We start from the raw sequence: 25,673 nt of genomic DNA on the forward strand, positions 1-25,673 counted from the left end.
ACCCCTCAGTCGCACTCGCAGGCGTGACCGGCGCCGGTGCCGCAGTGACCCGACTTCGGGCGCGGCACGTCGAGCGCGGGATTCCTGTCGAAGAAGCCATATGGCTTCATTGTGAACCCGAGCTTGTCGACCGGCATGATCGGCCAGTCCTCGGGACGCGGGAAGTGCGTCATCGCGAACGACGCCCAGACGACGATGTCGTCGCCATCGACCGGGCGCTGCTGCTCGACCCACTGCGTGATGGTGCCGGCACCCGGGTTCTGATTCGGATACGTACCTGATGGGAACCGTTCGTCCGCATCGAAGTGCGTCAGCCACATGTGCTTCGACCCGAAACCGGCTCGCTTCGAGATCGACGACCCCTCGGCCGCCATCATCGTCGGCTCATCCGGTACCCGCAGCTCATAGCCGACAGGGAACCCGTGTCGGTTGTTCTTCTCCGGGTTGACGATGTGCCAGACCCGGCCGGCCTCCCCATCGGCCGTCCGACCGCCCTCGGCAGTGAGCCGCGTGAGCTGGCGGGTGAAAGCGTTGCCGTAGGGATTGTCCCCACCGAAGGGAACGCGGACCGCTTCCTGCTCATCGACGGCATTGGCGATGCCGTCGACCTGCATATCGAGACGGGCACAGAACATGTGCTGGTGGAAGGGCATGCCCAGTCCCTCGTCCCCGAGCGGTGACGACCAGCGCTGACGCTGAGCCTCGTCACCGTAGGCCGCGGTGTAGACGATGCCGGTGGCCTTGCATTCGAGCTCGATCGTGCCGTCGAGGTAGAGGTACCAGTAGAAGCCGTAGTCGTAGTTGCCGACGGTGATGAAAAAGGAGATGACGAGGCGGCGGTTGCGGCGCACGTCGACGGCGCCGGTGAACTCATCGGTGTGCTTGAACAGGATCCCCGCATCCTCCTCGTGGATGCAGATGGCGTTTGTGATCGTGTGCGCATGCCCCTGATCATCGGCGAGCACGGCATCCGAGTAGTGGATCTCGCCGAGGCAGTCGCACCCGAGTTCGAGAGAGTTCGTGTTCTTGCCCATCGAGTACTCGCCGGCGTCGAAGTAGTTCTGCCAGAAGCGCACCGGGCTGGGATCGCCGTAGGGCACGACCATTTCCGCCACCGAGGCGCGGTAGACGATGGGGCGGCGCTCGCCTTCGTCATCGAAGCTGATCTGATGGAGCACCAGCCCTTCGACCGGATCGAAGCCGAGTCGGACCTGCCACTTCTCCCAATCGAGGACATCCCCGTCGAGGGTGAAGCTCGCTCCCTCGGGCTGGGTGATCTCGATCGGCTTCTGCGTCGTCCGCGGTTCGGGCAGCCAGGAGTCGAGGTGGTAGTCGAAGCGCTCCTGGGGCACGGGCACGATGTCGGTGTCGACGACTTCGACGACCTCACCGATGTTGAGGTCGAGGTAGGCGACGAGCCCTTCGAGCGGATGTGCCCACGCATTGTCCTGCGGGTCCGACTGGATGAAGGAGGAACCGCGCACGAGGCGGCGGCCCGCTTCGCCCGGAATGTCGAAGCATCCGGCAGAGAGCGCGCAGATGCGCACGGTTTCGACGTCGGTGATGCCGCGCGCCGCGACGGCTGCCCGCCACGTCGTGTCGTTGCGGATCATCTGCTCGGCTTCTTCGTATTCGGTCATGGTGATCGGGGCTTGGCCTTCGGTCGCGACATCGAGCACTCGAGCGAAGAGCACCCTGCGCGCGGTCAGGGACACGAGGAGTTCCGTCTGCTCCCCGGTGCCGCGGTCGATGATGAGCGAGCGCACGCGACGGTCGATGTCGGTCGCGCCGGAGATCACGTCGCGCTTATCCGGTTCGACGAGGCTGACAAGGGCGAAGAGCGTCTGTTCGCTCACGTGGCCCGCGTCGACGATGATGGCCCGGTTGAGTTCGATCTCCTCGCCGGTCAGGCGATCGAGCGGATGTGTTGCAGTGGCAGTCGTTGTCGGTGCAGTCATGAGTCTTCACATGCCTTTCTGTGTATCGAGTTTGCTGTCGAGAGCGGGGTCGAGGTCGTCGAGCAGATCCTGAGGATCGGTCGGGGTGGGGCGGAAGACACGGACCCGGTGTCCACGGACGTATCCGATGAGAGCCAGCGCGGCGAGTGCGCCGAGGGTGCCGAGAGTGAGAGCCGTGAACGGTCCCTGATCGACGCCCCATTCGTCGAGGAAGTTGTATTCGCGCCCGAAGAGCCGATCGAGCGTGCCGGGGAAGATCGCGACCCAGGATCCGAGCAGGATCCAGAGGAAGGCGATGCCGCCGAGGATGGTGAACCCGACATTGCCGACCGGCACCCGGAAGGGGCGTTCGATGCCGGGATGCTTCCAGCGCAGCTTGATGGCCGCAGGGATGATGAGCAGGTAGCTGAGCAGGAACGTCGAGATGGAGATCGAGAGGACAACGCCGAACAGTGCACCGGCATCACCGTTGAGCTGCATGGCCGCGATGAGGAAGATCGTGGCGACGGTGCCCGAGAGCAGATTGACGTTGACCGGGGTGCCCAGTGTGCGGGAGATCTTGCCGAAGAAGCCTCCGAAGAATGCGCCGTCGGCCGCCGTCAGCGCCTGCATCCGATCGCTCATGATCATCCAGGCCGCGCCTTGTGAGGCGAGGATGATGACGAACATCAGCGCCGCGAGCACGACCATGATTTCGGCAGCAGGCCCGTAGACGGTGAACACCGTCTGCACGGCGTCGAGGAGCCCTCCGATGCCGGTGATCGTCTCGGTCGGCAACACGAGCAGCATAGCGAGGACCGGCAGGAGATAGCAGAGCGCGGAGATGAAACCGGACCGTGCGATCGCGACAGGGATGTCCTTCTTCGGGTTCTTCATTTCGTCCGAGGCGCTGTTCGAGGCCTCGAACCCGAGGTAGGAGAAGAGCAGCAGCGGGACGAGTCCGAGGAAGCCGCCGAGGCTGGGGCTGAAGTCCGAGAGGTGGAGGGGCTGAACGCCGTGCTGGACGGCATAGATGATCGTGGTGAAGAGGAAGAAGGCGATGAAGATGACCTTGAGCACGCCGCCGAGCGTGGGCAGCCACTTCGCCTTCGCCAGCGACAGGATCGCTGCGATCACCGTGATCCAGATGAAGACGATCTTGAAGATCCAGTCGCCGATCGATCCGGTCTCGATCGGGCTGATGAACTGGTTCCAGGTTCCGGTGGCGAGGAACGCCATCGAACCGCCGACCCATACCGGCTGGGTGACCCAGCTGAGTATCGAGGCGATCGCACCTGCGGGACGTCCGAAGGCCTGGCGGACCCAGATATAGGCTCCGCCCTCGCCGACGAAGGTGCTGCCGGTCTCGGCGAAGACGAGGGCGTAGGGCACGAGGAAGAAGATCGCGAGGACAAGCGTCCACGTGAAAGTCTCCGCGCCGAATCCTGCGGTCTCAGCGAGGACTTCGATGCTCAAGACCGCCGACATGACGATGAGCACGATGTCGAACCGGCCGAGAGTCTTCTTCAGATGCTGCTTCTGTTCGTCCGCGTATGCGGTCGTGCGTTCAAGGGAAGACACCATCCACCTCCTTGTGAGTGGGCGTCCGATAGAGTTCTTTGAGGTACACCGTAAAGAATTGCACGCACAGGCGTCGATTGACAGAGGTGCGGCCATACCGATCCGCGTTTGCCTACATCACTTCAAGAGATAATGGACCCATGGCGAGACCGAAGAATCAGGCGGGCCGTCGAGCACAGCTGGTGCAGGCGGCGAAGCAGGCGATCGCGAAGCGGGGACTCAACGGGCTGCGAACCATCGACGTGGCCGCGCACTCAGAACTGGGCGCCGGATCGGTGGCGTACTACTATCCCGACCTCGGAGACCTCGTGCGTGAAGTGCATGAGGACGCGGTGTCGCGGTTCTATTGGAGCCGTCGCGAGCAGGGCGCTAGAGGTGAAAGTCCTGCGGCTAAGCTGGTTCGGATCATACGCAGTGGCATCCCGCTCTCACGTGATGACATTGACTTCCAGGTTCTCAATGAGTTTCATACCCACGCGTATCGGGACGCCTTCCATGCCGAGCTCATGGCGGAGATGTATCGGCTTGAAGTCTCGCTTTATGCCGCAGTCCTCAACGAGGGCGTCGACGCGGGAGTCTTCACACTGGCACTGCCCGTGGACACAGCGGCGAGCAACCTCGTGGCGATGGAAGACGCATACGGTCTGCACTTCATGGGCGGAACCCCACTCGACGTCGACGACATCTTTCGAATGATCATTGCCAATGCCGAAGTGCTGACAGGGTGCAGACTGGTGGAGACGACAATGGCGCAGTGAACCGGTACTGCCCCGCGCTGGGGCAGATGCCGATTCACCGCGCCGAGAATGAACCTCAGTGCCGGTGTGCCGCGCAGCAGCGAGGATGCATCACCCCCACTGCAGCCAGGTCGTCTTGAAGTCCGAGTAGTTCTCCAGGGCATGGACGGAGAGGTCACGGCCGAAACCGGACTGCTTGAACCCGCCGAAGGGCGTGGTGAAGCCCAGGGCGTCGACGGTGTTGACCGACACGGTGCCGGCGACCAGCCGTGCGGAGACTCGATGGGCCCGGGCCATGCTTCCCGTCCACAGGGCCGCGGCCAGACCGTAGGGCGTTTCGTTGGCTTTCGCGATCGCCTCCTCCTCGGTGTCGAAGGGGGTGACGAGGGCGACCGGTCCGAAGATCTCGTGGCTGTGCAGACGGTGATCGGCAGGCAGGTCGGTGACGATCGTCGGATCGATGAAGGTGCGGCGGCCGTTGATCGCCGGACGGTTGCCGCCCTGGACGATGGTGCCGTCCCTGCGGGCCTGCTCGATGCACTCCCACACCTCATCGGCGTGCTTCTCGGACACGAGGCAGCCGATCGCGCTCTCGGGATCGAGCGGATCCCCGGGCTGGAAGTCCTCTGCCGCCTCTTCGAGCAGATGCACGAACTCCTCATAGACGGGGCGTTCGACGAAGATCCGCGAGGTGGCCGAGCAGACCTCACCCTGGTTGTAGAAGATGCCGAACGCCGCCTTCCGAGCCGCGGCAGCGAGGTCATCGGTGTCGGCGAAGATGACATTCGCGCTCTTGCCGCCGGCCTCGAGCGCCAGGCGCTTCAAGTTCGACTCCCCGGCGTAGACCTGCAGGGCCTTGGCCACTCCCGTGGACCCGGTGAAGCCGAGCATGTCGACATCCATGTGCCGGCCCAATGCCTCACCGATGACCGAGCCGCGACCGGGTACGACGTTGAGGATGCCCGCGGGCAACCCCGCCTCGGCGGCGATCTCGGCCAGCAGCAGGACCGAATGCGAGGCTTCGACCGGAGGCTTGACGACGAGGGCATTTCCGGCGGCCAGTGCGGGGGCGATCTTCCAGGTCGCGATCTCGAGCGGGTAGTTCCACGGCACGATGACCCCGACGACGCCGAGGGGTTCGCGGGTGACGAGCGCCGTGGACCCGGCCGGGGTCACCGGGATCTCGTCGCTGAGCTTTTCGATGGCCTCACCGTAGAAGCGGAAGAGGGCGGCGGCGCCCGGGGCGTCGATCGTCGAGGACTCACCGATCGGCTTGCCCATGTCGAGGGTGTCGAGGAGCGCGAATTCGTCTGAGCGTGCTTCGATGAGCTCGGCCAGGCGCAGCAGCACCTCACGCCGATGGGTCGCCGAGGCGCGCGACCAGTCGCCGGCATCGAAAGCGGTGCGAGCGCTCGCCACCGCCGTGTCGACATCGGAGACGTCGCCGAGGTGGAGCTGCGAGATCACCTCACCGGTGGCCGGGTTCGTCTTCGCATGGGTCTGGCCCGAGCGGGCGTCGACACGTCGTCCGTCGATGACGGGACGTCCGTCGATGGTCAGTGCCGCCGCGGCGGCGTGCCACTCGGCCACAGTGGTCGGTCGGGTCGTGGTGTCGGTCAGAGTCGCGGTCATGGAAGGTCTCCTTCGAATGTGATGCGGAAGCGAGTGGGCAGTGACAGCGGTCAGCGGTCGCTGGAGGGCTCGACAGGCGAGGGGCTGGGGCGCTCAATCGCCTCGGCAACCTCGGCAACCTCGGGAGCCGAGGGTGCCGATGATTCCTCGAGGTCATCGGAGCGCAGCAGGTCGATGCCGCGTGTCTCCGGCAGTGAGGCGACGGTGACGATGCCGATGACGCCGACTGCGGCGAGGAACCAGCCGGGGCTGAGCGTGCTGCCGGTGGAATCGATGAGCCAGGTGAGGATGTACGGCGCAGTGCCGGCGAAGAGTGCGGCAGTCAGGGCATAGGCGATGGACAGTCCGGTCTGCCTCGTGCGGGTCGGGAAGAGCTCGACGACGGTGGCGGCGTGGGTGCCGAGGATGATCGCAAGGATGAACGCCAGGCCGAAGGTGGAGACGAACGACGCCCACGGATAGTCGGCCCCCATGAGGACGAACAGCGGAACCGAGAGCACAGTGAGCGCGATCGCCGCGGTCATGAGCACAGGCTTGCGTCCGAACCTGTCCGAGGCGAGGCCCGCTAGGGGGACGATGACGAGCCCGAGCGCCGAAGCCAGGGTCGACAGCAGTGCGGCCCGACCGGGTTCGATGTCGACGGCCGTCTCCTGATACGTGAGCAGGTAGACGAGGACGACATAGAAGGTGACGTTCATGAACGTCTCCATGCCACAGGTCTGCAGGAACTGCTTGGGATTGCGTTTGAATACCTCACGCAGCGGCGCCTCGGCGACGGTCTCCATCTTCTGCAGTGCCGCGAATTCCGGGGTGTCCTCGATCTTCCGGCGGATGTAGAGGCCGATGAAGCCCAAAGGCACCGTGATGAGGAATGGGATTCTCCAGCCCCACGCACTTACCTGATCGGGCGTCAGTGCCTGGTTGAGGAGGAAGACGACGAATGAGGCCAAGAGGAACCCGGCCAGCGAACCCACCTCGAGCCAGCTGCAGCCGAAGCCGCGGCGCTTCGGGGGAGAGAACTCACCGAGGAACGCGGCGGCGCTGCCGAACTCGCCGCCGGCGGCCAGCCCCTGCACGATGCGGGTGACGATGAGGAGGATCGGGGCGAGCACTCCGATGGTTCCGTAGGTCGGAAGCACTCCGAGCGCGAGCGTCGACAGGGCCATGGCGAGGATGACCAGCGACAGTGTGTGCTTGCGGCCGAGCTTGTCGCCGAGGCGGCCGAAGATGACCGCTCCGATCGGGCGGACGAGGAACGAGACGGCGAAGACCGCGAAGGTGGCGAGCAGTCCTGCAGTGCTGTCCTCCTCGGGGAAGAAGATCGACGCGATCGTCGTGGCCATATAGGCGTAGACGGCCCAGTCGAACCAGTGGACGAGAACGCCGATGGAGCCGGCGACCACGCTCTTGCGCAGACCCTTCTGATAGGCCAGCCCCGCGGCGGCCTGTGTGTCACCTGACATGTCCGAATCCTCCTTTGGAATCGTGGTTGCCAGCGCTGTGCTGGCTGTGCGGCTGTCGCTCAGCCGCGCTGGACGCTGACGTCCGCGGCTGTCCAGGCCAGAGCGGTGGCGCCGTCGATGAGAGAGCGTTCGGCCCGTTCGCCGACGCAGGACTCGGCGAACGCCGCCTGATGATTGCTCGCCTCGCCGCCGACCCCGATGTAGGGGTGGATGGCGTCGACGATCTGAGAGACGTTGCCCATGTCCGTCGACGCGCGGTTCATCGTCGCGGCGACGGGGTCGACGTCGAAATCCCGGCCCAGAGCCTCGGCGTTGGCGCGGTAGGCCTCAAGTGCTGCCTCATCGGTGCGCATCTCCGAGTATCGGCGGCTCTCCGGGGTGATGGACAGCTGCGCGCCGGTGGCCAGCGCCCCGGCCTCGAAGCAGTTGATGACCTTCTGCTCGACGGCCAGCAGCTCCTCCGTCGTCTCGGCGCGCACGTACCAGCGGCCCTCGGTCTTGGCCGGAATCGCGTTCGGCGCCTCTCCGCCGTTCGTCATCACCCCGTGGACGCGCACGGTCTTCGGCAGCTGCTGACGGAGCAGACCGAGGGCCACCTGGGCGATGAGGAACGCGTCGTTGGCATTGATTCCGCGCTCGGGGTATGCGGCGGCATGGGCGGCGCGACCGGTGTATTCGACGTGCCAGTGAGTGACGGCGAACGGTTCGGCTTCGGCGACGTCGACCGGCGCCGGGTGGGCCATGAGAGCGAAGTCGAGTTCGGTGAAGGCGCCGCGGTCGAGCAGTTCGATCTTGCCCCCGCCGCCCTCTTCGGCCGGGGTCCCGATGACCTCGACGGTGATGCCGAGCTCCGTGGCCGCCTCGGCGAGGCCGATCGCCCCGCCGACGCTGATGGCGGCGATGAGGTTGTGGCCGCAAGCGTGGCCGAGGCCGGGCAGGGCGTCGTATTCGGCGAGGAAGCCGATGGTGAACTCTCCCGTCCCAGACGTGGCGCGGAAGGCGGTCTCGAGCCCGAGGTAGGGACGTTCGACGGTGAAGCCGTGATCGGCCAGAACTCCGGCGACGGCGGCCGAGGAGCGGAACTCCTGCCAGCCGAGCTCGGGGTCGTCGTGGAGGGAGTTCGACAGCGTGATGAGCCTCGGCGCGATCTCGGTGATCCGGGCGCCGATTCGATCCTTGACTGCGGTTGGATTGTTCATCGGTCGTCACCGGGTACGCCGTAGGACGGTGAAGCGGCCGGGTCGAGGCCGCGCGTGATGTAGTCATCGCGCTGAGGCATCCAGATCTCGAGGAGGCGGCCCAGCTGTCCGATCGGATCCTCATCGGCCCAGTCGACGCGCAGATCGGTCACCCGCCAACCGGAGCCGTTGACGACGGACAGACCGGCGGAGTGGACGGGGCCGGCTTCGCCGCCGGCGGCCATCGCTGCTTCGAAAGCTGCGAAGAGGCGTTCCTCGAGGCGACCTGTGGCAGACAGCGCGGTCTCGACGAAGGCGTCGAGGACCGTCAGATCCGCGAGCATATTGCCTCCGGCCACGGCATGGGCTTCGGTGCGGGCACCGAAGATGCCGAGTGCCTGTGCGCCCGAGTGTGCGGCCGTATTCCCGGCGGCGTCGATGACGAGCAGCTGCCGAAAGTCGATCGCGGTCGGATAGGCAGCGGCGACGACGGTGTCGAGCGCCGACTTTGCGTCTTTGCCGGTGCGCATCTCGTCGATGATGGCCGGACCGAGCCGCGGGTCGGTGATGTTCTGGGAATTCACCCCGCCGATGCCGTCGGCCAGGCTGATGCAGCGGGCGGCGACGGCCGGTGAGGACGAGGAGATCGCGGAGCCGAACTCCCCGGTCTCGGGGTCGTGGAGGAGCAGCGAGAAGGTCACTGGGTCACCTCGGTCCGTCCCGCCTCGGCGGTGTTGCTGATGACGGCGGTGGCGTCGATCTCGACGAGCCACTCGGGACGGGCCAAGGCCTGGACGACGATGCCGGTCGAGACGGGGAAGACGCCCTTCAGCCACTTGCCCATGGTCCGGTAGACGTCCTCGCGGTAGCGGGGGTCGATGATGTAGACGGTGACCTTGACGATGTCGGCGAGGCTGCTGCCGGCTTCTTCGAGGAGCATCGCGATGTTCGCCATCGCCTTCTCAGCCTGTGCGGTGACATCGCCGATGCCCACAGACTCCCGGGTCTCGAGGTCCTGGCCGATCTGACCGCGCAGGTAGACGACACCGCCGGCGACGACGGCCTGGCAGAGATCGTTGTCGAGGTTCTGCTCCGGATAGGTGTCCTTCGTGTTGAACATCCTCAGTCGTGTGTGCGTCGGCTCTGCCATGGCGGTGTCTCCTCGTCGAGTGAAGCGGTCGTTGTCCGCCACCCATTCTCGAGACATTCCATTCATCTGTGAAATAGTTATAATTTAGTCAGAGCATCTACAAAACAGATTCTTCGTCTCAGGGAGCCGCAATGGTGCAGAGATTCTCGATCACGCTGACCCAACTGTCGTACTTCGCCGAATGCGCGAAGACGCTCAATATGACCGAGGCCAGCCAGGAGCTGCACATCGCTCAGTCGGCCGTGTCGACGGCGATCAACCAACTGGAGAAGGCCCTCGGGGCTCCGCTGTTCGTGCGACAGCATTCGAAGGGGCTCGTGCTCACCTCGGCGGGCGAGAGTCTGCTGCACGAGACCCGGGAGATCTTCGGGCGGATCACCGACGCCGTCGACTCGATCCAGGCCGGACAGCGTGAGGTGCGCGGAACCATCGTCATCGCCTGCTTCCAGACGATCGCGCCCTTCCTTCTGCCGCAGCTGCTCCAGCGGCTCGGTGAACGTCACCCGGAGCTGACCGTCGAGGTCGTCGAAGGAGACCACGAGGAGAGCATCGACGCGCTGCGCAGCGGGCGGGTCGAACTCGCGCTCAACTACGACCTCACCGAATCCGACGGCATCCGCGCCGACATCGTCGGCGAGGCCCGGCCGCACGTCATCGTCGGCACCGATCACCGACTGGCCCGTCGGAAGAAGATCTCGCTGTCCGAGCTCGCCGACGATGCCTTCGTCGTCCTCGACCTGCCGGACAGTCGCGAGTACTTCCTCAACATGCTCCGCCTGGCCGGGATCACGCCGCACGTGCGCTACCGCAGCTCGAGCTACGAGACCGTGCGCTCGATGGTCGCCATGGGCCTCGGCTTCTCGATCCTCAATCAGCGTCCGCGGATCCGGCAGACCTATACGGGGGAGCGGACGACGATCCTCGAGATCTCCGATCCGGTGCCCACCCTGCACGTGGCCGTGTCGACCCTGGCCCGTTCCGGACAGACGGCGAAGGTCGCGGCCGTGGCCGACGTCGTCCGTGAGATCCTCGCCGAGGTGGCGCCCGAGTAGGGCTGAGCGTGCCGAAGTCGTGCCGCCCTGAGCGACCGGACGACCGAACAACCAATACCTGGAAGTGATCGACATTTAGGTACTGCATCTATTCAGAAGATGCGGTGGACCGTGAAGAACTATTGGCATTGCCACTCTCACCTGCGGTTTGCTGGAAAGCGTCAGGGGCAACGTTGACGTTGTGCCCGCCAGCAACGAAGCACATGCCGCAACACGCGGCACCGACGGAAGGGTGTCCATGTCGAACACAGCCGCAGAAACCACCGAAGTCGTCGTCATCGGCGGCGGCCAGGCCGGGATCGCGATGAGCGAGCATCTCAGCGATCGGGGAGTGGCCCATATCGTCCTCGAGAAGGACCGAGTCGCCGAGGCCTGGCGCTCCCGTCGCTGGGACTCCCTCGTCGCCAACGGGCCGGCCTGGCATGATCGCTTCCCCACGCAGGAGTTCGCGCACACCGATCCCGACGGCTTCGCCACGAAGGAAGAGGTCGCCGACTACTTCGAAACTCTCGTCGAGGCCAAGGGTCTGCCGGTGCGCACCGGGGTCAGCGCCACCTCGGTGACGGAGAACGAGGGATCACGCGGATTTCGCGTGACCACCGATGCCGGCGTCATCGACGCCGACTATGTCGTCGCCGCCACGGGCCCGTTCCAGACCCCGCGGATTCCCGACATCATCCCCGCCGAGGCGGGACTGACGCAGATCCACTCGAACTCCTACAAGCACCCCGAACAGCTCGACGACGGGGGAGTCCTCGTCGTCGGCGCAGGGTCCTCGGGCGTGCAGATCGCCGCCGAGATCCAGCGCTCCGGCCGACCCGTCCACCTCGCCGTCGGTCCCCACGACCGTCCTCCGCGCGCCTACCGCAACCGCGACTTCTGCTGGTGGCTCGGGGTGCTGGGCAAGTGGGACCTGGTCACGCCGCCGGCCGGCGCCGAGCATGTCACGATCGCCGTCAGCGGGGCCCAGGGCGGCCATACGGTGGACTTCCGCGACCTCGCGGACTCGGGCATCACCCTGCTCGGCCGGGCGAACGCCTATTCCGAGGGGAAGCTGCTCATCGGCGCTGACCTGCAGAAGAACATCGCCCGTGGCGACGAGAACTATCTGTCGCTGCTGCGGGAGGCCGATGAGTACATCGAGCGCAACGGTCTCGACCTGCCTGCCGAACCCGAGGCCCACATCCTCGGACCGGATCCGGCCTGCGTCAGCGACCCGATCCGCGAGCTCGACCTCGCCGCCGCGGGCATCCGCACTGTGATCTGGGCGACCGGATTCGGCGTCGACTACTCGTGGCTCGATGTCGACGGTGTCCTCGACGAGCGCGGATACCCAGTGCAGAAGCGCGGCGTCAGCCCTGTGCCCGGGATGTACTTCCTCGGTCTGCCGTGGCTGTCGAGGCGGGGTTCGAGCTTCATCTGGGGAGTCTGGCACGACGCGAAGTACCTGGCTGATCAGATCGGCATCCAGCGGATGTACCGCGACTACGCCCCGGTGGATGCTCCGCTCGCAGCGGCGGCAGTTTCATGACCGTCATGGTCGTCTGCATCGAAAATGTGAGAATCTGAAACCACTATGACTGAGTCGAATGCCTCCGCAGATCCCAACACCGCCTCTCTTCCCCTCAACTCGTCGACGACGAGCCAGATCCCCACCGGCCAGAACCTCCCCACCCGCACCGAGACCGACTCGATCGGCAGCCTCGAGATTCCCGATACCGCCTACTGGGGAGTGCACACGGCCCGGGCGAACGAGAACTTCCCGATCGCCCGCCGTCCCATCTCCGTCTACCCCGATTTCGTCCGCGCCTTCGCCTGCGTCAAACAGGCCGCAGCCCGGGCGAACGCGGAGATCGGGGCGCTCGACGACCAGCGCGCGAACCTCATCGACGCCGCCTGCGAGGAGATCAAGTCAGGCAAACTCCACGACCAGTTCGCCGTCGGCGTCGTCCAGGGCGGGGCCGGCACATCGACGAACATGAACGCCAATGAGGTCATCACCAACCGGGCTCTCGAGATCGCCGGCCGTTCCAAGGGTGACTACGCGTTCATCCACCCCAACGACCACACGAACCACAGCCAGTCGACGAACGACACCTACCCGACCGCGATCAAGATCGCGCTGGCGTTCTCACTGCAGAACCTCCTCGGCGAACTCACGCTCCTCGCCGATGCCTTCGCCGCGAAGGGCCGCGAGTTCGCCTACATCGTCAAGGTCGGGCGCACCCAGCTGCAGGACGCCGTGCCGATGACCCTCGGCCAGGAGTTCAACGCCTTCGCCACCACCCTGCGCGAGGACGTCGAACGCCTCGAGGAAGCCGTCGCCCTCCTCGGCGAGGTGAACATGGGTGCCACCGCCATCGGCACCTCGATCAACGCCCCTGTCGGGTACAAGGAAGCGGTCATCAAGCACCTGCGGCAGATCACCGGACTCGACCTGAAAACGGCCGGCGACCTCGTCGAATCGACCTCCGATACGGGTGTCTTCATCACCTTCTCCGGTGCGCTCAAGCGCAGTGCGCTGAAGATGTCGAAGATCGCCAACGACCTGCGGCTGCTGTCCTCGGGACCGCAGGCCGGCATCGGTGAGATCAACCTGCCGGCCCGTCAGGCCGGGTCGTCGATCATGCCCGGCAAGGTCAATCCCGTCATCCCCGAGGCGGTGTCCCAGGTCGCTTACTCCGTGGCCGGTGCCGACGTCACCGTGTCGATGGCCGTCGAAGGGGGACAGCTGCAGCTCAACGCCTTCGAACCGATCATCGCCCACTCGCTGTTCCAGTCGATCACGTGGCTCGAACGCGCCGCCCAGACCTTCCGCATCAACTGCGTCAACGGCATCACCGCCAACGAGGCGCACATCGAAGACACCGTCGACCGCTCGGTCACCGTCATCACCGCGCTCGCTCCGGTCATCGGCTACGTTGCCGCCGCGAAGCTCGCGAAGGAAGCACTGGCGAAGAACGAACCGATCGCCGATCTCGTGGTCGAGCACGGGCTGCTCGAGCGGAATGAGCTCGGCGAGATCCTTCGCCCCGAACGGCTGACCGGCATGCCCGCCGATGATTCCGTGGACAACATCGCCACCGGCACCGAGGCGGTTCCCCGGGATGAGGTGACCACCGAGCTTCCGATCATCCCCGCCCCGGAGGGGTGAGCGGCTCGCGCAGGGCCGGCAGCTCCCTGTTCCGGATCAGGACTCGAGCGACCGCCAGGCGTCGTAGGAGCCGGCGAGCTCGGCGACCCGGTATCCGGCGCGGCGCAGGGCGCTGGCGGTGATGCTGCTGCGAGTGCCGCTCTGGCAGTAGGTGACGATCCGGCCGTCGCTGGGCAGGCGGTCGAGTTCCCACAGGGCGCGGCCGCCGCTGAGCTGGGTTGCACCGGGGATGTGGCCGCCGGCGTGCTCGTTCTTCGAGCGGACATCGACGAGGCGGATGTCGGCTGCGGCTGCGAGATCCGCCGGGTCGACCAGGTCGGCCGGTTGCAGATCCAATCCGGCAAGCGAGGTCACGTAGCCGGTGACCGTGTCGATGCCGACCCTGATGAGATGATTGCGGAACTCTGCCGCCTGCTCGGCGTCGTCGGCGAGGACGACGATCGGCGTCGACTCTGCGGCCGGGTCGAAGACCCAGGCTCCGAAGCTCGCGGCCTTGCCGGGTCCCGGGATGTGCAGGGCCCCGGCCGGGGTGCCGGCATGGACGTCCGCGGTCGGGCGGGTGTCGATGAAGGCCGCCGAGCCGTCCTCGACCCTCTCCTGCAGACGACCGGCGTCGAATTCCTCGAGCTCGGCGAGCTCGCCGAGGAGTGACGGGCCCTCCCGGTTCTCGGTCTTCATCCTGGCGAAGTAGGCGTGGGCGTCGGGCTGCCCGGACAGCAGTTCGTCGACGAAGCCCTGCTCATCGCCGCTCTCGAGGAGCGGCGACCACCAGGCGAAAGCGCGCTCGTAGCCGACGGTGGTCGTCGGAATGGCCCCCAGGGCTTTGCCGCAGGCGCTTCCCGCGCCGTGGGCGGGCAGGATCTGCACGTAGTCGGGGAGGGTGAGCAAGCGGTCGCGGAGGCTGGCGAAGAGGTCGCGGGCACCGGCGAAGCGGGTGTCGGAGCCGCCGGCCGCCTCGTCGAGGAGGTCCGGGCGTCCGATGTCTCCGACGAAGACGAAGTCGCCGGTGAGCATGAACCCCGGTGCGTCGGCCTGGGCACCGTCGGTGACGAGGAACGACAGGTGCTCGGGAGTGTGGCCGGGGGTGTGCGAGGCGCGCAGGGTGATGTTGCCGAGGGCGATCTCGTCACCGTCGTGCAGGCGCACCGCGTCGTCGAAGCCTGCCCCGTAGGACCAGTCGGGTCCGCCTTCGTCGGAGACGTACATCGTCGCGCCGGTGGCTGCGGCGAGTTCGCGGGTGCCGGAGAGGTAGTCGGCGTGGATGTGGGTCTCGGTGACGGCGGTGATCGTCAGTCCGTGGCGGTCGGCGAATTCGCGGTAGACCGCGATGTCCCGGCGGGGATCGACGACGATCGCCTCCCCGCTGGCCTGGCAGGCGATGACGTAGCTGGCGTGGGCGAGATCAGCGTCGAAGATGCGTTCGAGGAGCATGGGAGTCTTCTTTCCGTGGTCGAGGGGTGTTTGGTCTGCCGTGTGGTCAGCGGCCGAAGAGGCGGGAGAAGAAGCCGGGCTTGGCCGCTCGGGCCGCATCCTCTTCGGCCTGGGTGTGCTTGCCGTTGCACCACTGACCGGCCGGAACCGTGCTCTTCACCGACTGGATGTGCTGTCCGCATCCTGCCCACGTGGTCTTTCCGCACACTCGGCACGTCGCTGCTCGACACATAGCTGTCTCCTTCTTCGGCCATCGCTGGCCAGTTCATCGTTGGTTTCATATACCCTCGGGGGTATGCATTCAATATACCCTTAGGGGTATAGTTGATGTCAACATCGAGAACGTGAAAGGACGACGATGAGCGAACGCGACACAGCTCTGACCGAACCGACAAGGGCAGAGGGAGACCCGGGGGAGCGGATGCTCGCCGACCCCGCTGCGCAGAAGAAGATCCTCAACCGACTGCGTCGGGCGCAGGGGCAGCTCGGTGCGGTGATCACCGCGGTCGAGGACGGAAGTCACTGCCGCGACGTCATCCATCAGCTCTCAGCGGTGTCGAAGGCACTCGACCGGGCCGGTTTCCTCATCATCTCGACGGCGCTGCGGGAATGCCTCGAGGACGACGAGGACGATGTGCGCACCGAAGAGCTCGAGAAGCTCTTCCTCTCCATGGCGTGACCCAATGCCTGACGCAATTCCTGACGGGGTGGGCCGGATTCATTTCGGGTGCTGATGATGCAGTTTGATGAAGTCTGCGGAGGAGAATATTTACTTTAGACCCCCTAAAGTAAATATTCTCGCTGAAACTGTGAGCTTAGATGCGGAATCGGCCCCTACCCCTCGAACAGCCCCTTGATGTCCGCGGCCGTCACGGTCTGGCTGAAGGCCTGACCGCCGGGTCCGCGGCCCTCATAGGTGCCGGAATCGGACATGAGGTCGTCGAAGAGTTCGGCCTTGCGCTTCTGCAGGGCGAGCACCTTCTCCTCGATCGTGCCCTCGGCGACATAGCGGTAGACCATGACGTTCTTCGTCTGCCCGATCCTATGCGCCCGGTCGATCGCCTGATTCTCCGAGGCGGGATTCCACCACGGATCCATGAGGAAGACGTAGTCCGCCTCGGTGAGGTTGAGCCCGAACCCACCGGCCTTGAGACTGATGAGGAACACCGGCGCCTCACCCGACCGGAACGCATCGACGACCGCCCCGCGATTGCGCGTCGACCCGTCGAGGACGACATAGGGAATCCCGCGCGCGTCGAGCTCCGCGGCGACATTGGTCAGGAACGACGTGAACTGGCTGAACACGATCGACCGATGCCCCTCGGCGATGACGTCATCGAGCCGCTCCAGGAGCGCAGCCAACTTCGACGAGGGAACCTCGGCATGCTCGGCATCGACGATCGAGGGGTCGAGCGCGAGCATCCGCAGCAGGGTCAGTGAGCGGAAGACGATGAATCGCTGTTTGTCGTATTCGCTGTCGATGAAGCCGAGGATCTTCTTCCGCTCCTTCTGCAGGATCCGATCGTAGAGTCTCCGGTGTGCGGGACTGAGCTCGACGGAGATGACCTGCTCCTGCTTCTCCGGCAGGTCAGCGGCGACGAGATCCTTCGTCCTCCGCATCATGAATGGCCGGATCCGCCGCTGCAGGCGCTGCATCCGTCCCGGGTTCTCACCCGACTCGATCGGTCGGACGTATTCCTCCTCGAACCGATGCGGTGACGGGAACAGTCCCGGTGCCGTGATCGAGAACAGCGACCACACGTCCTTGAGCGAATTCTCCAACGGAGTCCCGGTCAGCGCGAGCCGGAACGGTGCACGCACTTCCTTCGCCGCCAGGTGCGTCTGCGCCGAGGAGTTCTTCACGAACTGCGCCTCGTCGAGGATGAGCCCCGCCCACTCCATCCGCGAGATCGGGGTCTCCTCCAATCTCAACATCGCATACGACATGACGATGACATCGGCACCACGGGCCACCTCGGCGAGGTCGGACCCACGCGCCCGCGTCGATTCCGCGACGACACGGACATCGAGGTCAGGGGTGAACGCGGTCGCCTCCTTCACCCAGTTCGGGACCACCGATGTCGGTGCGACGACAAGGAAAGGTGTGTCCGCCTTCGCATGCGTGATGAGTGCGAGCGTCTGCAGGGTCTTGCCCAAGCCCATGTCGTCGGCGAGGATCCCGCCGAGGCGGCACCGGTACAGCAGCGCCAGCCACCGGAAGCCCTGCACCTGATACGGGCGCAGGGTCGCACCGTTCAGGTCGGGCACCTCGGTGGCGGGCAGGTGTTCGAGGTCGGCCAATGCGCGGACCGAGTCCCGCCAGGTCACGGCGGGTTCGGACTCGTCGGCGAGGTCCTCGAAATCCGACCACAGGCCCACGTGCATGCGGGAGATCTTCGGTGCTCCGGGTTCCCATTCGGGGATGAGGTCCGCCTCGGCGAGGAGAGCCTTGAGCTTGTCGAAGATCGGCTTGTTCAGCGACAGGAAGGAATCATCGGAGAGTTTGATCTTCTTCGTCCCCGCCGCCAGCGCCTTGTACAGCTTGACGAAGGGGACCGGGCGGCCGTCGATGCTGATCTGGAAGCCGAGGTCGAACCAGTCGTTCTTCTCCGACTCGACCGAGGTGATCTTCACGTTCGGTTCCCCGCCGAGCTCCCGGTACGGCTGCTTCTTCCCACGTGTGATGACCTTGACGTGCTCGATCTCCTCGAGCCCGGGCAGGACGTTGACGACGAAGTCCGCGGTGTCCGCGTCGTCGAGTTCGACGTCCCTGATGGTCGGCAGGGCCGAGCCGGTTTCGTGGGTGTCGGCGAGGAGTCTGTCGACCTCGGTGACGACGGTATCTTCGAAATCGAGTTCGCGTTGTTCGGAATATTCCCTCGCCGAGGCGGCGCTGAGCCTCAATCGATCGATGACGGGGAAGGTGCGGCGGGGGCCCTGATATTCCCAGTACCAGCGTAAGGAGAGTCTGTCGCCGGCGCCGAAGGCGGCGAAGACGACGAGGCGGGGCCGGCCGTACTGCGGGAAGGCGACGGTGGCGTCGCTGCTGATGACCTCGGCGCTGGTGCGCAGTTGCGGGTAGTACTCCGCGAAGAACTCTTCCGTCTCGGCCTCGGGGATCGTGATCGGCCCGGGGGACTGCAGCACGGGCAGCGCGGATTCCTTCGTCGGAGTCTCCGCGGGAGCGAGGGTGACGGTGAAACCGCTGGTGACGTCGATGCCGAAGAAACCGTGCGTCCAGATGGGTTTGATCAGCCCGGGGGTATATTCGCGTTCATCGATGGTCGCCCGCGTCTGCACGTGCAGGCGGTTCTGGCTGCGGCGGATGTCGATGGCAGCCTTCGCGTTGTGACCGATGCGGATGGTCATATCCGAATTGATGCCGACGAATTCGATGCCGAGTCTCTTCCCCTGCGTGAAGTGATCCCACAGCAGCGGAGTGCGGAAATCGCCGAGGTGGTACGGCGCCCCGTCGGGTGTGAAGTCCGTCTTCCCGCGGGTGCGCAGCCCGGCGAGTTGGGCGAACCATTCCTGGTGGGCCGGGTCGATGTCGAACTGGCGGGCCATGCGGTCGATCGTGCGCCAGGACAGCGACTTCTTCACCCAGTTGCCGGACTCGCTGAGCATGAGCGGGCGGATCGCGAGGCTCGGGTTCGCGCCCGGGGTGACGTCGTCCTTGTCGAGGACGACGGAGTGCTGGGCTTCGAACCATGTGCGGGGGATGACCTGAACGAGCTCGAATCCCAGGGCCACGGGCGTGTGCGAGTGCGGAGCCGCCTCGGCGAGAGGGGCGAAGGCATCACGCCAATCGGCGGGGAGGGCGGTGGGGGTCGGTCGATTTTCGGGCACGGAGACATCCTCTCACCGCTCACCGTCATCAGTCGTCGTTCGGTCGTCCTCGTCCTGGGCATCTTCGTCTGGGGCGTCCGCGCGTGAGCTGCGGTCGAAGAGGACGATGAAGGTCGCGATCGCGAGCACGAGTCCGGAGGCGACGACGGCGATCGGTCCGAAGCGGAAGGGCAGCACCTCGTGGAGGAGGCCGCGTACCGTCGACGTCGGATCCGCCAGCGTCGCAGCGGTGAAGATCGCGACGAGGACGGAGACGCCGAGAGCCGCAAGGCGATTCCACCAGCCGTCGACGTGGTGGGACAGGAGCCGGCCCGCCTTGATGATCCGCCCGGTGCGCAGAATCCGCAGGGCACCGATGAGGCGGATGAGGCGGAAGAGCTGCACGGGACCGAGGGCGAAGAGCACGCCGAGGATGATGAGGACGGTGAGGACGATGAGCCACAGGTGGCGGCGCAGCCACTCGACGCGGTCCTCGGAGACGATGAAGAGGATGAGCGTCTCGCCCACGAGCACGAGCCCGGAGAGGAGATTGACGATGCGGCCGGCGGCGCTCCACGGCTCCGAGAGGAAGGAGAGGAACACGGCGGGTATCGACACGAGTGCGGCGATGAGCACAGGCATGGCCAAACGGCTGCGCCAGCGGTCTTCGCGGGACGCAGGCGTCGGATGATCAGTCATGGCATTCCCAGGATACGGGCCTCGGTCGGTGTCAGGGGCGGTGATCGCCGATCCCTCCCGCCACCCGTACTGCATCGTCGTGTGAGAATGTGGAGCGGGTGGTCGCGCAGACGAGTGAGTCCCGTGAGCTGCGCGCGGACGTATCCGCCATTCGGCGGACAACTGCGGTGTGATCAGGAACGTCCGGCGGAAGCGATCATTTCTCGAACATCGTAGAGTCGCAGTGAAAGCACCAGTCGCACCATATCGATCAAAGGAGATCGTCATGACAACTGACCGCGTTCATCGCAGACCACCCTTCGACCCCGAGTTGGAGGCGGTACTCGACGCAGTAGGCGAGCAGCTTCCGTCGACACTGACGCCAGAAATGATCCCGGTGATGAGAGAGGCGGACGTGACGGCACCGATCGACGAAGTCCTCAGCGGGCGCAGTGTCACCCATCGTGAACTCACTCTTCCGGGGTATCAGGGCGGTGACTTGGTGGCATCAGTCTTCGCACGAACTGATCACACGACCGCCGGGCCCGGGATCTTCCACACTCATGGGGGAGGCATGATCATCGGTGATCGGTTCACCGGCATCGAGGTGATGCTCGACTGGGTGGAACGATTCGATGCCGTGTGCGTGTCATTGGAGTATCGGCTCGCTCCCGAATTTCCTGATCCCTATCCGGTCGAGGACTGCTATGCCGGTCTCGTGTGGACAGCTGATCACGCTGATGAACTCGGCATCGACCCCAAACAGCTGCTGATTGCAGGTGGGAGTGCAGGAGGAGGGCTTGCTGCCGGTGTCGCACTGTTGGCGCGAGATCGTCAGGGCCCGAACCTGTTCGCACAATGTCTCATCTACCCGATGATCGATGATCGCAACGAGACGATCTCTTCGCATCAGATCGATGGTGAGGGTGTGTGGGATCGTACAAGCAACTTCACCGGCTGGGATGCTCTGCTCGGCAGTCGCCGCGGGACTGACGACGTCTCCATCTATGCCGCCCCGGCGCGAGCCACTGACCTGAGCGGGCTCCCGCCGGCGTACATCGACGTCGGAACAGCAGAAGTGTTCAGAGACGAAGACGTCGCCTATGCCTCACAGATCTGGAACGACGGCGGGGTCGCAGAGCTGCACGTGTGGCCCGGAGGCTTCCACGGGTTCGACATGATGGCACCGCATACCGCACTGTCCCAGGCGATGGTGGCCGCCAGGACCGCCTGGTTGGCACGCATTCTCGGAGTCTGACACTCGGGTTCAGGGAACGGCGTTCGGCTTCGGGCTCAGCTGTCGCTTTGCAGCGATTCTCGCGCTAACGTGAACGGTGGGCACGAGCGTGGCACACGGAGGCGTGATGCAAGAACTGGTCGGGAAACTGTCGGCGCTGGATCCTGATGCCAGCGAATCGTTGAAGGTCATTGGATTCTTCGACAAACTCGTCAGTGCTCAAGCGAATATGACGGCTCTCGCGCGCAGCGCCTCCGTGCTCGCTGGTGTGCCGGCAGGCCTCACTCTCGGAGAAGATGCTCGAACGGTCCGAGCAACCCCGAACGGGTCACATTCAAGTGACGCAGCGCCGGGAGAGTGGCCCGCGGCCGAAATCGGCAGCGGCGGCAGAGTCTGGATTGAACGCGATGGCGAACCGCACGCGAATGATTCCATGCTCCTGGAGAGGTTCGCGCTTGCCGTTTCCATCACAAACGCGCGGGTGGCATTCGGCGGCATGAACGATTCCGCATTGGAGCTGGCGGTCGACGCGGCAATTCCGCCCGAAGAGCGAACGGCCGCAGTCAGGAGGCTTCGACTGGATCTCCACGGCCACATGCGAGCGATCGCGTTGCCGGGAGACGTTGCTGCGCCGACCATCCCGACGCGTGGTCTGCTGTCGACTCCGTTCGGTTTCGCTCAGGTCCTTCTTGTCGACGCGTCCTTCTCCGACTTCGGGGAGCGGGCCGGCGTGGGTCTTGCTGTCGAGCATGCCCAGCTCCCGCAGTCATGGTCATCTGCACTGACTGCGCTCCGTCTCAGCGACGAGGCGAACCCGATCGTTTTCGCTGATCAGTTGGGTCCTCTTCTGCTGCTTGCAGAAATTGCCGATGCGAGTTCCGAGCCACATCCGGATGTGGTCAGTCTGTCGCTGATGGCCCATGATCGCAAGGCACTGCCGACCCTCGATGCTGTTGTCGACCGAGGAAGTGTGCGTGGAGCGGCCGTGTCACTCGGCCTACATCACTCAACCGTGCAGGCGAGGCTCTCCGCACTGTCCGGCGAATTGGGATATGACGTCAGAACGGCTCTCGGTCGTACTCGTTTCACTCTCGCGCGCACATTGCAGCGACTTCACGACGCGCGTCTCTGAAGATGAGCAGCACCAGCACCCGGACTGATCGAGCAGAGAACTGTCGTTGAGTGATCGGATTGTTCGGTCATTCCTTCTTCAGACGAGTTCCGCCATGTCCGGCCCGATGGCTATCCTCGAGCATATGAATGAGAACAATGAGGTTCACACACAGTTCTTCGACTCCTACACCCGTGCCCTGATCGATCGGGAGGCGGCGGCGATCGCCGAGCACTACGCGGTGCCGGCGCTCATCGAGTTCCCTGGGCAGCGGATCCTGGTCACCGATGCGGGACAGACCCGTGACTTCTTCGCACAAGCCGTCGGGCAGTACGACGGGGTGACTGAGGTCGACACCGCTGTCGAGGTGGCTGCATCGACCGCACACAGCATCTGGGCCGACGTCACTTGGACCTACCACGGAGGTGCCCCCGACGAGCGGAATATGTACCAGCTCGTGCGGACCGACGAGGGCTGGAAGATCGCCGTGCTCACCCTGCTGGAGTACGGATGAACCCTGTGAGACGGCCGAGGGGGACGATGGTGTCGGACCGGGATGCCCTCGAGTGCCAGCGTGAGCGGGCGGAGGACTTGGGTGCACGACTGCTGCTCGACCGCACCGACGATGACGACGAGCCGCTGTACGTATTCGCCGATCCCTCCGGCCACCCGTTCTGCCTCTTCGTCGGATGAGCGTGGACGACTACTCCGAAGACGAGAAGTGGCTGATCGTCACAGGGCGGAGGTGGCGACGAACCGATCCGGGCCTGGAACCGCGCGTGGTCGAGGAGCTCAAGAGCCACCTCGGTGCGGCACGAAACGCTGTCGGGAAAGCGAAGAAGGCGGGTGCGGAGGACGACCTGGCCGAAGCCCGGCGGCGGGTGAACGCCGCGAAGATCGGGCTCGGCGAACGTGGCGACTACTGGTGGGAGATGGCGATAGAGGATCGGCGTGCGCGCGCGGAAGCGGCCCTGAGTGAACTGCGGTGAGTTTGCTCAGGGCCGCCGGACGCGAGCGGGCGCTCCGCAGGTTTGTCCAGCGGATGCCCGGCAGCGTTCAGTCCTGCGAGACCGCTGCGGCGAGATTGCCGAGAGAGGACTCGAGGTCCTGTTCGCTGACGACGGGGAAGCTGATCTTCTTGAGCAGCTCCTTGTCGGTCACCGCACTCCAGTCGTAGGTGACAGAGACCTCGGTCGAGTGCCGACCCAGCGGCGTGAGTTCCCAGACCCACTCCCAGCCCGGAGGTTCTTCGCCCGCCGGCGCGGTCTTCCAGGCCAGCAGCTTGTTCTCCTCATAGCCGATGACGTGGTTGTCGGTCTTGTAGTCGCCGCCCATCTGATCCCACTGCATGTTCATGGTGAACTTCTGACCGGTCCTGGTGATGCGATCGCTCGTGTCATCGGAGACCACCATGCCCGAACCGTCGAGCTGCGCGTGACGCTCCGGATTGTTGAGGACGTCGAAGATGTCCTCGGGTGCCGCATCGATCGTTCTCGAAGCGCTGACTTTCGTATCGGTCATTGACTTCGCCTTTCGTTGACGGTCATCAGATCTCAGGGCTCCGGCACGGGAGACCGGTGCCCGGTCGCCACGCTATACCCTCTCCGGTGCGGCGGCTAGAGGGGTCGGCCGTGACGGATGCGCGGCCGGCAGGTCTCAATCCGGTGACGCCGAGGCGGTATTGACGGAGAGCTTCGAGCGCGCTGATAAAATGCTGGGAAGAACTGCAGTGACGATGCGCAGAAGCATCGTTCGACTCCGAAGGGAGGGTCCTCATGGGCTCCCTGTTGATCATGATCATCGGGCTGGCGATGCTCATCGCCGGCTATCTCCTCTACTCGAAGTTCCTCGGGCGCAAGATCTTCAAGCTCGACGACTCCTTCACCACTCCGTCGCACGAACTCCACGACGGGGTCGACTACGTGCCCACGAACAAATACATCCTGTGGGGCCACCACTTCACCTCGGTGGCCGGAGCCGCGCCCATCGTCGGCCCGGCGATCGCCGTCATCTGGGGCTGGCTGCCCGCCCTGCTGTGGGTGACACTGGGCACCGTCTTCTTCGCAGGCATGCACGACTTCGGGACGCTCTGGGCCTCCGAACGCAATAAGGGACGGTCGATCGGAGCCCTGTCGGCGCGCTATATCGGCAAGCGCGGTGCGAACCTCTTCCTCATCGTCATCTTCCTGCTGCTGCTCATGGTCATCGCGGCCTTCGCCGTGGTCATCAAGGACCTGCTCATCAGCACCCCGTCCGCCGTGATCCCGGCCTGGGGTGCGATCGGCGTGGCGCTCATCGTCGGTGTCTGCGTCTACCGTCTGCGGGTGCCGCTCATCCCCGTCACCATCGTCGGCGTCATCCTGCTCTACGGCCTCATTGTGCTCGGCAACTATGTTCCGGTCGCCCTGCCCGATGACTTCCTCGGCGTGGGACCGGCGACTTTCTGGATCGTCGTGCTCTTCGTCTACGGAGCGGTCGCCTCGCTGCTTCCGGTGTGGGTCCTGCTGCAGCCGCGCGACTACATCAACGGCGTGCAGCTGTTCATCGGACTCATCCTCCTCTTCGGCTCCGTGCTCACGGCGACTCTGTTCTCGGCGACGAAGCCTGAGATCGTCGCCCCCGCCATCAACACCGCCGTGCCGGAGGGCACCCCGAGCATGGTGCCGCTGCTGTTCGTCACGATCGCCTGCGGTGCGATCTCGGGGTTCCACGGCATGGTCGCCTCGGGGACGAGTTCGAAGCAGCTGGACAAGGAGACCGACGCCCGTTTCGTCGGCTACTTCGGGGCTGTCGGCGAAGGACTGCTCGCCCTCGGCACCGTGCTGGCCATCATCGGCGGCATCAAGTCCACCGCAGCGTGGCATGAGATCTACTCGGCCTTCGGCGAAGGCGGCGTCGGAGCCTTCGTCCAGGGCGGCGGCGCCCTCATGGAGCACGGCCTCGGCCTGCCGGCATCGCTGTCGGCGACGGTGCTCGCGACCATGGCGGTGCTCTTCGCCGCGACGACGATGGACACCGGCATGCGTCTGCTGCGCTTCGTCATCCAAGAGGTCGGCGATGCCGTGAAGATCAAGATCACGAACGTCCCGGCCACGCTCCTCGTCGTCGTCATCGGCCTCGGCCTCACGTTCTCCCAGGGGCTCGGCGGAGAAGGCGGACTGCGGATCTGGCCGCTGTTCGGCACGACGAACCAGCTCATGGCATCCCTGTCGCTGTCGATCATCGCCGTCATCCTCATCCGCAAGCGGCGCAACCCGGCACCGGCCCTCGTACCGCTCGTGTTCGTGTTCGTCATGTCGTTCTGGGCGGCCATCGAGCAGCTCGTCAGCTTCACCACGCCGGGAAATCAGGACTGGCTGCTCTTCGCCATCGACGTCGTCATCATCATCGCCAGCATCTGGGTGGCGATCGAAGCGATCCAGGCGATGCGGCGAGCATGGGCGGAACCGCCCGAGGATCCGGACGCCGACGAGCAGCTCGTCGCGACCCGAGAGAACGTCTGAG

General features: G+C 65.1%; 22 protein-coding genes and 1 pseudogene. 11 read left to right on the forward strand and 12 right to left on the reverse strand.

Translation table 11 applies throughout. The features are described 5' to 3' along the window. Positions 1-5: 5 nt before the first annotated feature. Together HF684_RS01605 and HF684_RS01610 are read right to left on the reverse strand one after the other, a co-directional pair. Positions 6-1,958 (reverse strand): primary-amine oxidase, encoded by a 1,953-nt coding sequence (locus HF684_RS01605; RefSeq protein WP_169251055.1) that lies wholly within the window; start codon positions 1,956-1,958, stop codon positions 6-8. 6 nt (positions 1,959-1,964) lie between these two features. Further along, positions 1,965-3,521: an APC family permease gene (locus HF684_RS01610; protein ID WP_169251056.1), complete on the reverse strand. Its 1,557-nt coding sequence runs from the start codon at positions 3,519-3,521 to the stop codon at positions 1,965-1,967. 137 nt (positions 3,522-3,658) lie between these two features. Between HF684_RS01610 and HF684_RS01615 the strand changes: the two genes are divergently transcribed. Next, a complete protein-coding gene (locus tag HF684_RS01615) occupies positions 3,659-4,276 on the forward strand; it encodes a TetR/AcrR family transcriptional regulator (RefSeq protein WP_169251057.1) in 618 nt (205 codons plus the stop codon). 90 nt (positions 4,277-4,366) lie between these two features. On the opposite strand, the gene HF684_RS01620 is transcribed toward HF684_RS01615, so the two are convergent. From HF684_RS01620 to HF684_RS01640, 5 genes are read right to left on the reverse strand one after another with little or no spacing between them, the layout of a single operon-like run. After that, positions 4,367-5,887, reverse strand: a complete 1,521-nt coding sequence (locus HF684_RS01620; RefSeq protein WP_169251058.1) for an aldehyde dehydrogenase family protein — start codon at positions 5,885-5,887, stop codon at positions 4,367-4,369. A 50-nt stretch (positions 5,888-5,937) separates the two neighbouring features. Next, positions 5,938-7,350 (reverse strand): MFS transporter, encoded by a 1,413-nt coding sequence (locus tag HF684_RS01625; protein WP_169251059.1) that lies wholly within the window; start codon positions 7,348-7,350, stop codon positions 5,938-5,940. Between the two features lie 59 nt (positions 7,351-7,409). After that, complete coding sequence (locus HF684_RS01630; protein WP_169251060.1) at positions 7,410-8,549, reverse strand: M20 family metallopeptidase; 1,140 nt, start codon at positions 8,547-8,549, stop codon at positions 7,410-7,412. Then, on the reverse strand, positions 8,546-9,229 hold the full coding sequence (locus HF684_RS01635) for a DUF1028 domain-containing protein (protein ID WP_169251061.1): 684 nt from the start codon (positions 9,227-9,229) through the stop codon (positions 8,546-8,548). The genes HF684_RS01630 and HF684_RS01635 overlap by 4 nt, the downstream gene beginning before the upstream one ends. Continuing rightward, positions 9,226-9,678 (reverse strand): RidA family protein, encoded by a 453-nt coding sequence (locus tag HF684_RS01640; protein WP_169251062.1) that lies wholly within the window; start codon positions 9,676-9,678, stop codon positions 9,226-9,228. The genes HF684_RS01635 and HF684_RS01640 overlap by 4 nt, the downstream gene beginning before the upstream one ends. Positions 9,679-9,809: 131 nt before the next feature. On the opposite strand from HF684_RS01640, the gene HF684_RS01645 reads away from it, so the two are divergent. From HF684_RS01645 to HF684_RS01655, 3 genes are all read left to right on the forward strand, one after another. Further along, the gene (locus HF684_RS01645) at positions 9,810-10,730 is read left to right on the forward strand and encodes a LysR family transcriptional regulator (protein ID WP_169251063.1); all 921 of its coding nucleotides are present in this window, start codon (positions 9,810-9,812) and stop codon (positions 10,728-10,730) included. Positions 10,731-10,968: 238 nt separating this feature from the next. Next, positions 10,969-12,261 (forward strand): NAD(P)/FAD-dependent oxidoreductase, encoded by a 1,293-nt coding sequence (locus tag HF684_RS01650; protein ID WP_169251064.1) that lies wholly within the window; start codon positions 10,969-10,971, stop codon positions 12,259-12,261. Between the two features lie 45 nt (positions 12,262-12,306). Then, positions 12,307-13,884: an aspartate ammonia-lyase gene (locus HF684_RS01655; protein WP_169251065.1), complete on the forward strand. Its 1,578-nt coding sequence runs from the start codon at positions 12,307-12,309 to the stop codon at positions 13,882-13,884. Between the two features lie 36 nt (positions 13,885-13,920). Here HF684_RS01655 and HF684_RS01660 read toward each other — a convergent pair whose 3' ends face one another. Together HF684_RS01660 and HF684_RS01665 are read right to left on the reverse strand one after the other, a co-directional pair. Then, on the reverse strand, positions 13,921-15,315 hold the full coding sequence (locus tag HF684_RS01660) for an MBL fold metallo-hydrolase (RefSeq protein ID WP_169251066.1): 1,395 nt from the start codon (positions 15,313-15,315) through the stop codon (positions 13,921-13,923). Between the two features lie 46 nt (positions 15,316-15,361). Further along, complete coding sequence (locus HF684_RS01665; protein ID WP_025777490.1) at positions 15,362-15,547, reverse strand: hypothetical protein; 186 nt, start codon at positions 15,545-15,547, stop codon at positions 15,362-15,364. A gap of 189 nt (positions 15,548-15,736) precedes the next feature. On the opposite strand from HF684_RS01665, the gene HF684_RS01670 reads away from it, so the two are divergent. Then, entirely contained in the window at positions 15,737-15,994 is a 258-nt protein-coding gene (locus tag HF684_RS01670) for a metal-sensitive transcriptional regulator (protein WP_169253720.1), read from the forward strand. Positions 15,995-16,149: 155 nt separating this feature from the next. Here HF684_RS01670 and HF684_RS01675 read toward each other — a convergent pair whose 3' ends face one another. Together HF684_RS01675 and HF684_RS01680 are read right to left on the reverse strand one after the other, a co-directional pair. Then, a complete protein-coding gene (locus HF684_RS01675; protein ID WP_169251067.1) occupies positions 16,150-19,164 on the reverse strand; it encodes a DEAD/DEAH box helicase in 3,015 nt (1,004 codons plus the stop codon). Positions 19,165-19,176: 12 nt separating this feature from the next. Further along, positions 19,177-19,842 (reverse strand): hypothetical protein, encoded by a 666-nt coding sequence (locus HF684_RS01680; RefSeq protein ID WP_211168045.1) that lies wholly within the window; start codon positions 19,840-19,842, stop codon positions 19,177-19,179. A gap of 265 nt (positions 19,843-20,107) precedes the next feature. Here HF684_RS01680 and HF684_RS01685 point away from each other — a divergent pair, with 265 nt between their 5' ends. From HF684_RS01685 to HF684_RS01705, 5 genes and pseudogenes are all read left to right on the forward strand, one after another. Continuing rightward, positions 20,108-21,079: an alpha/beta hydrolase gene (locus tag HF684_RS01685; RefSeq protein WP_169251068.1), complete on the forward strand. Its 972-nt coding sequence runs from the start codon at positions 20,108-20,110 to the stop codon at positions 21,077-21,079. A 106-nt stretch (positions 21,080-21,185) separates the two neighbouring features. Next, positions 21,186-22,190: a helix-turn-helix domain-containing protein gene (locus HF684_RS01690; RefSeq protein WP_169251069.1), complete on the forward strand. Its 1,005-nt coding sequence runs from the start codon at positions 21,186-21,188 to the stop codon at positions 22,188-22,190. Between the two features lie 124 nt (positions 22,191-22,314). After that, positions 22,315-22,683, forward strand: a complete 369-nt coding sequence (locus HF684_RS01695; RefSeq protein ID WP_211168046.1) for a hypothetical protein — start codon at positions 22,315-22,317, stop codon at positions 22,681-22,683. Between the two features lie 29 nt (positions 22,684-22,712). Then, positions 22,713-22,862, forward strand: a pseudogene (locus tag HF684_RS01700) (VOC family protein); the annotation flags it as partial. Continuing rightward, positions 22,859-23,158, forward strand: coding sequence for a biopolymer transporter Tol (locus tag HF684_RS01705; protein ID WP_169251072.1), 300 nt, complete (start codon positions 22,859-22,861; stop codon positions 23,156-23,158). The pseudogene HF684_RS01700 and the gene HF684_RS01705, both read left to right, overlap by 4 nt. A gap of 67 nt (positions 23,159-23,225) precedes the next feature. On the opposite strand, the gene HF684_RS01710 is transcribed toward HF684_RS01705, so the two are convergent. Further along, positions 23,226-23,690 carry an SRPBCC family protein gene (locus HF684_RS01710; RefSeq protein WP_101555809.1) on the reverse strand — a complete coding sequence of 155 codons (465 nt, stop codon included), beginning with the start codon at positions 23,688-23,690 and terminating at the stop codon, positions 23,226-23,228. A gap of 254 nt (positions 23,691-23,944) precedes the next feature. Between HF684_RS01710 and HF684_RS01715 the strand changes: the two genes are divergently transcribed. Beyond that, positions 23,945-25,672 (forward strand): carbon starvation protein A, encoded by a 1,728-nt coding sequence (locus tag HF684_RS01715; RefSeq protein ID WP_169251073.1) that lies wholly within the window; start codon positions 23,945-23,947, stop codon positions 25,670-25,672. Position 25,673: the final 1 nt, after the last annotated feature.

It is taken from the genome of Brevibacterium sp. 'Marine' (assembly GCF_012844365.1).
Lineage (GTDB): Bacteria > Actinomycetota > Actinomycetes > Actinomycetales > Brevibacteriaceae > Brevibacterium.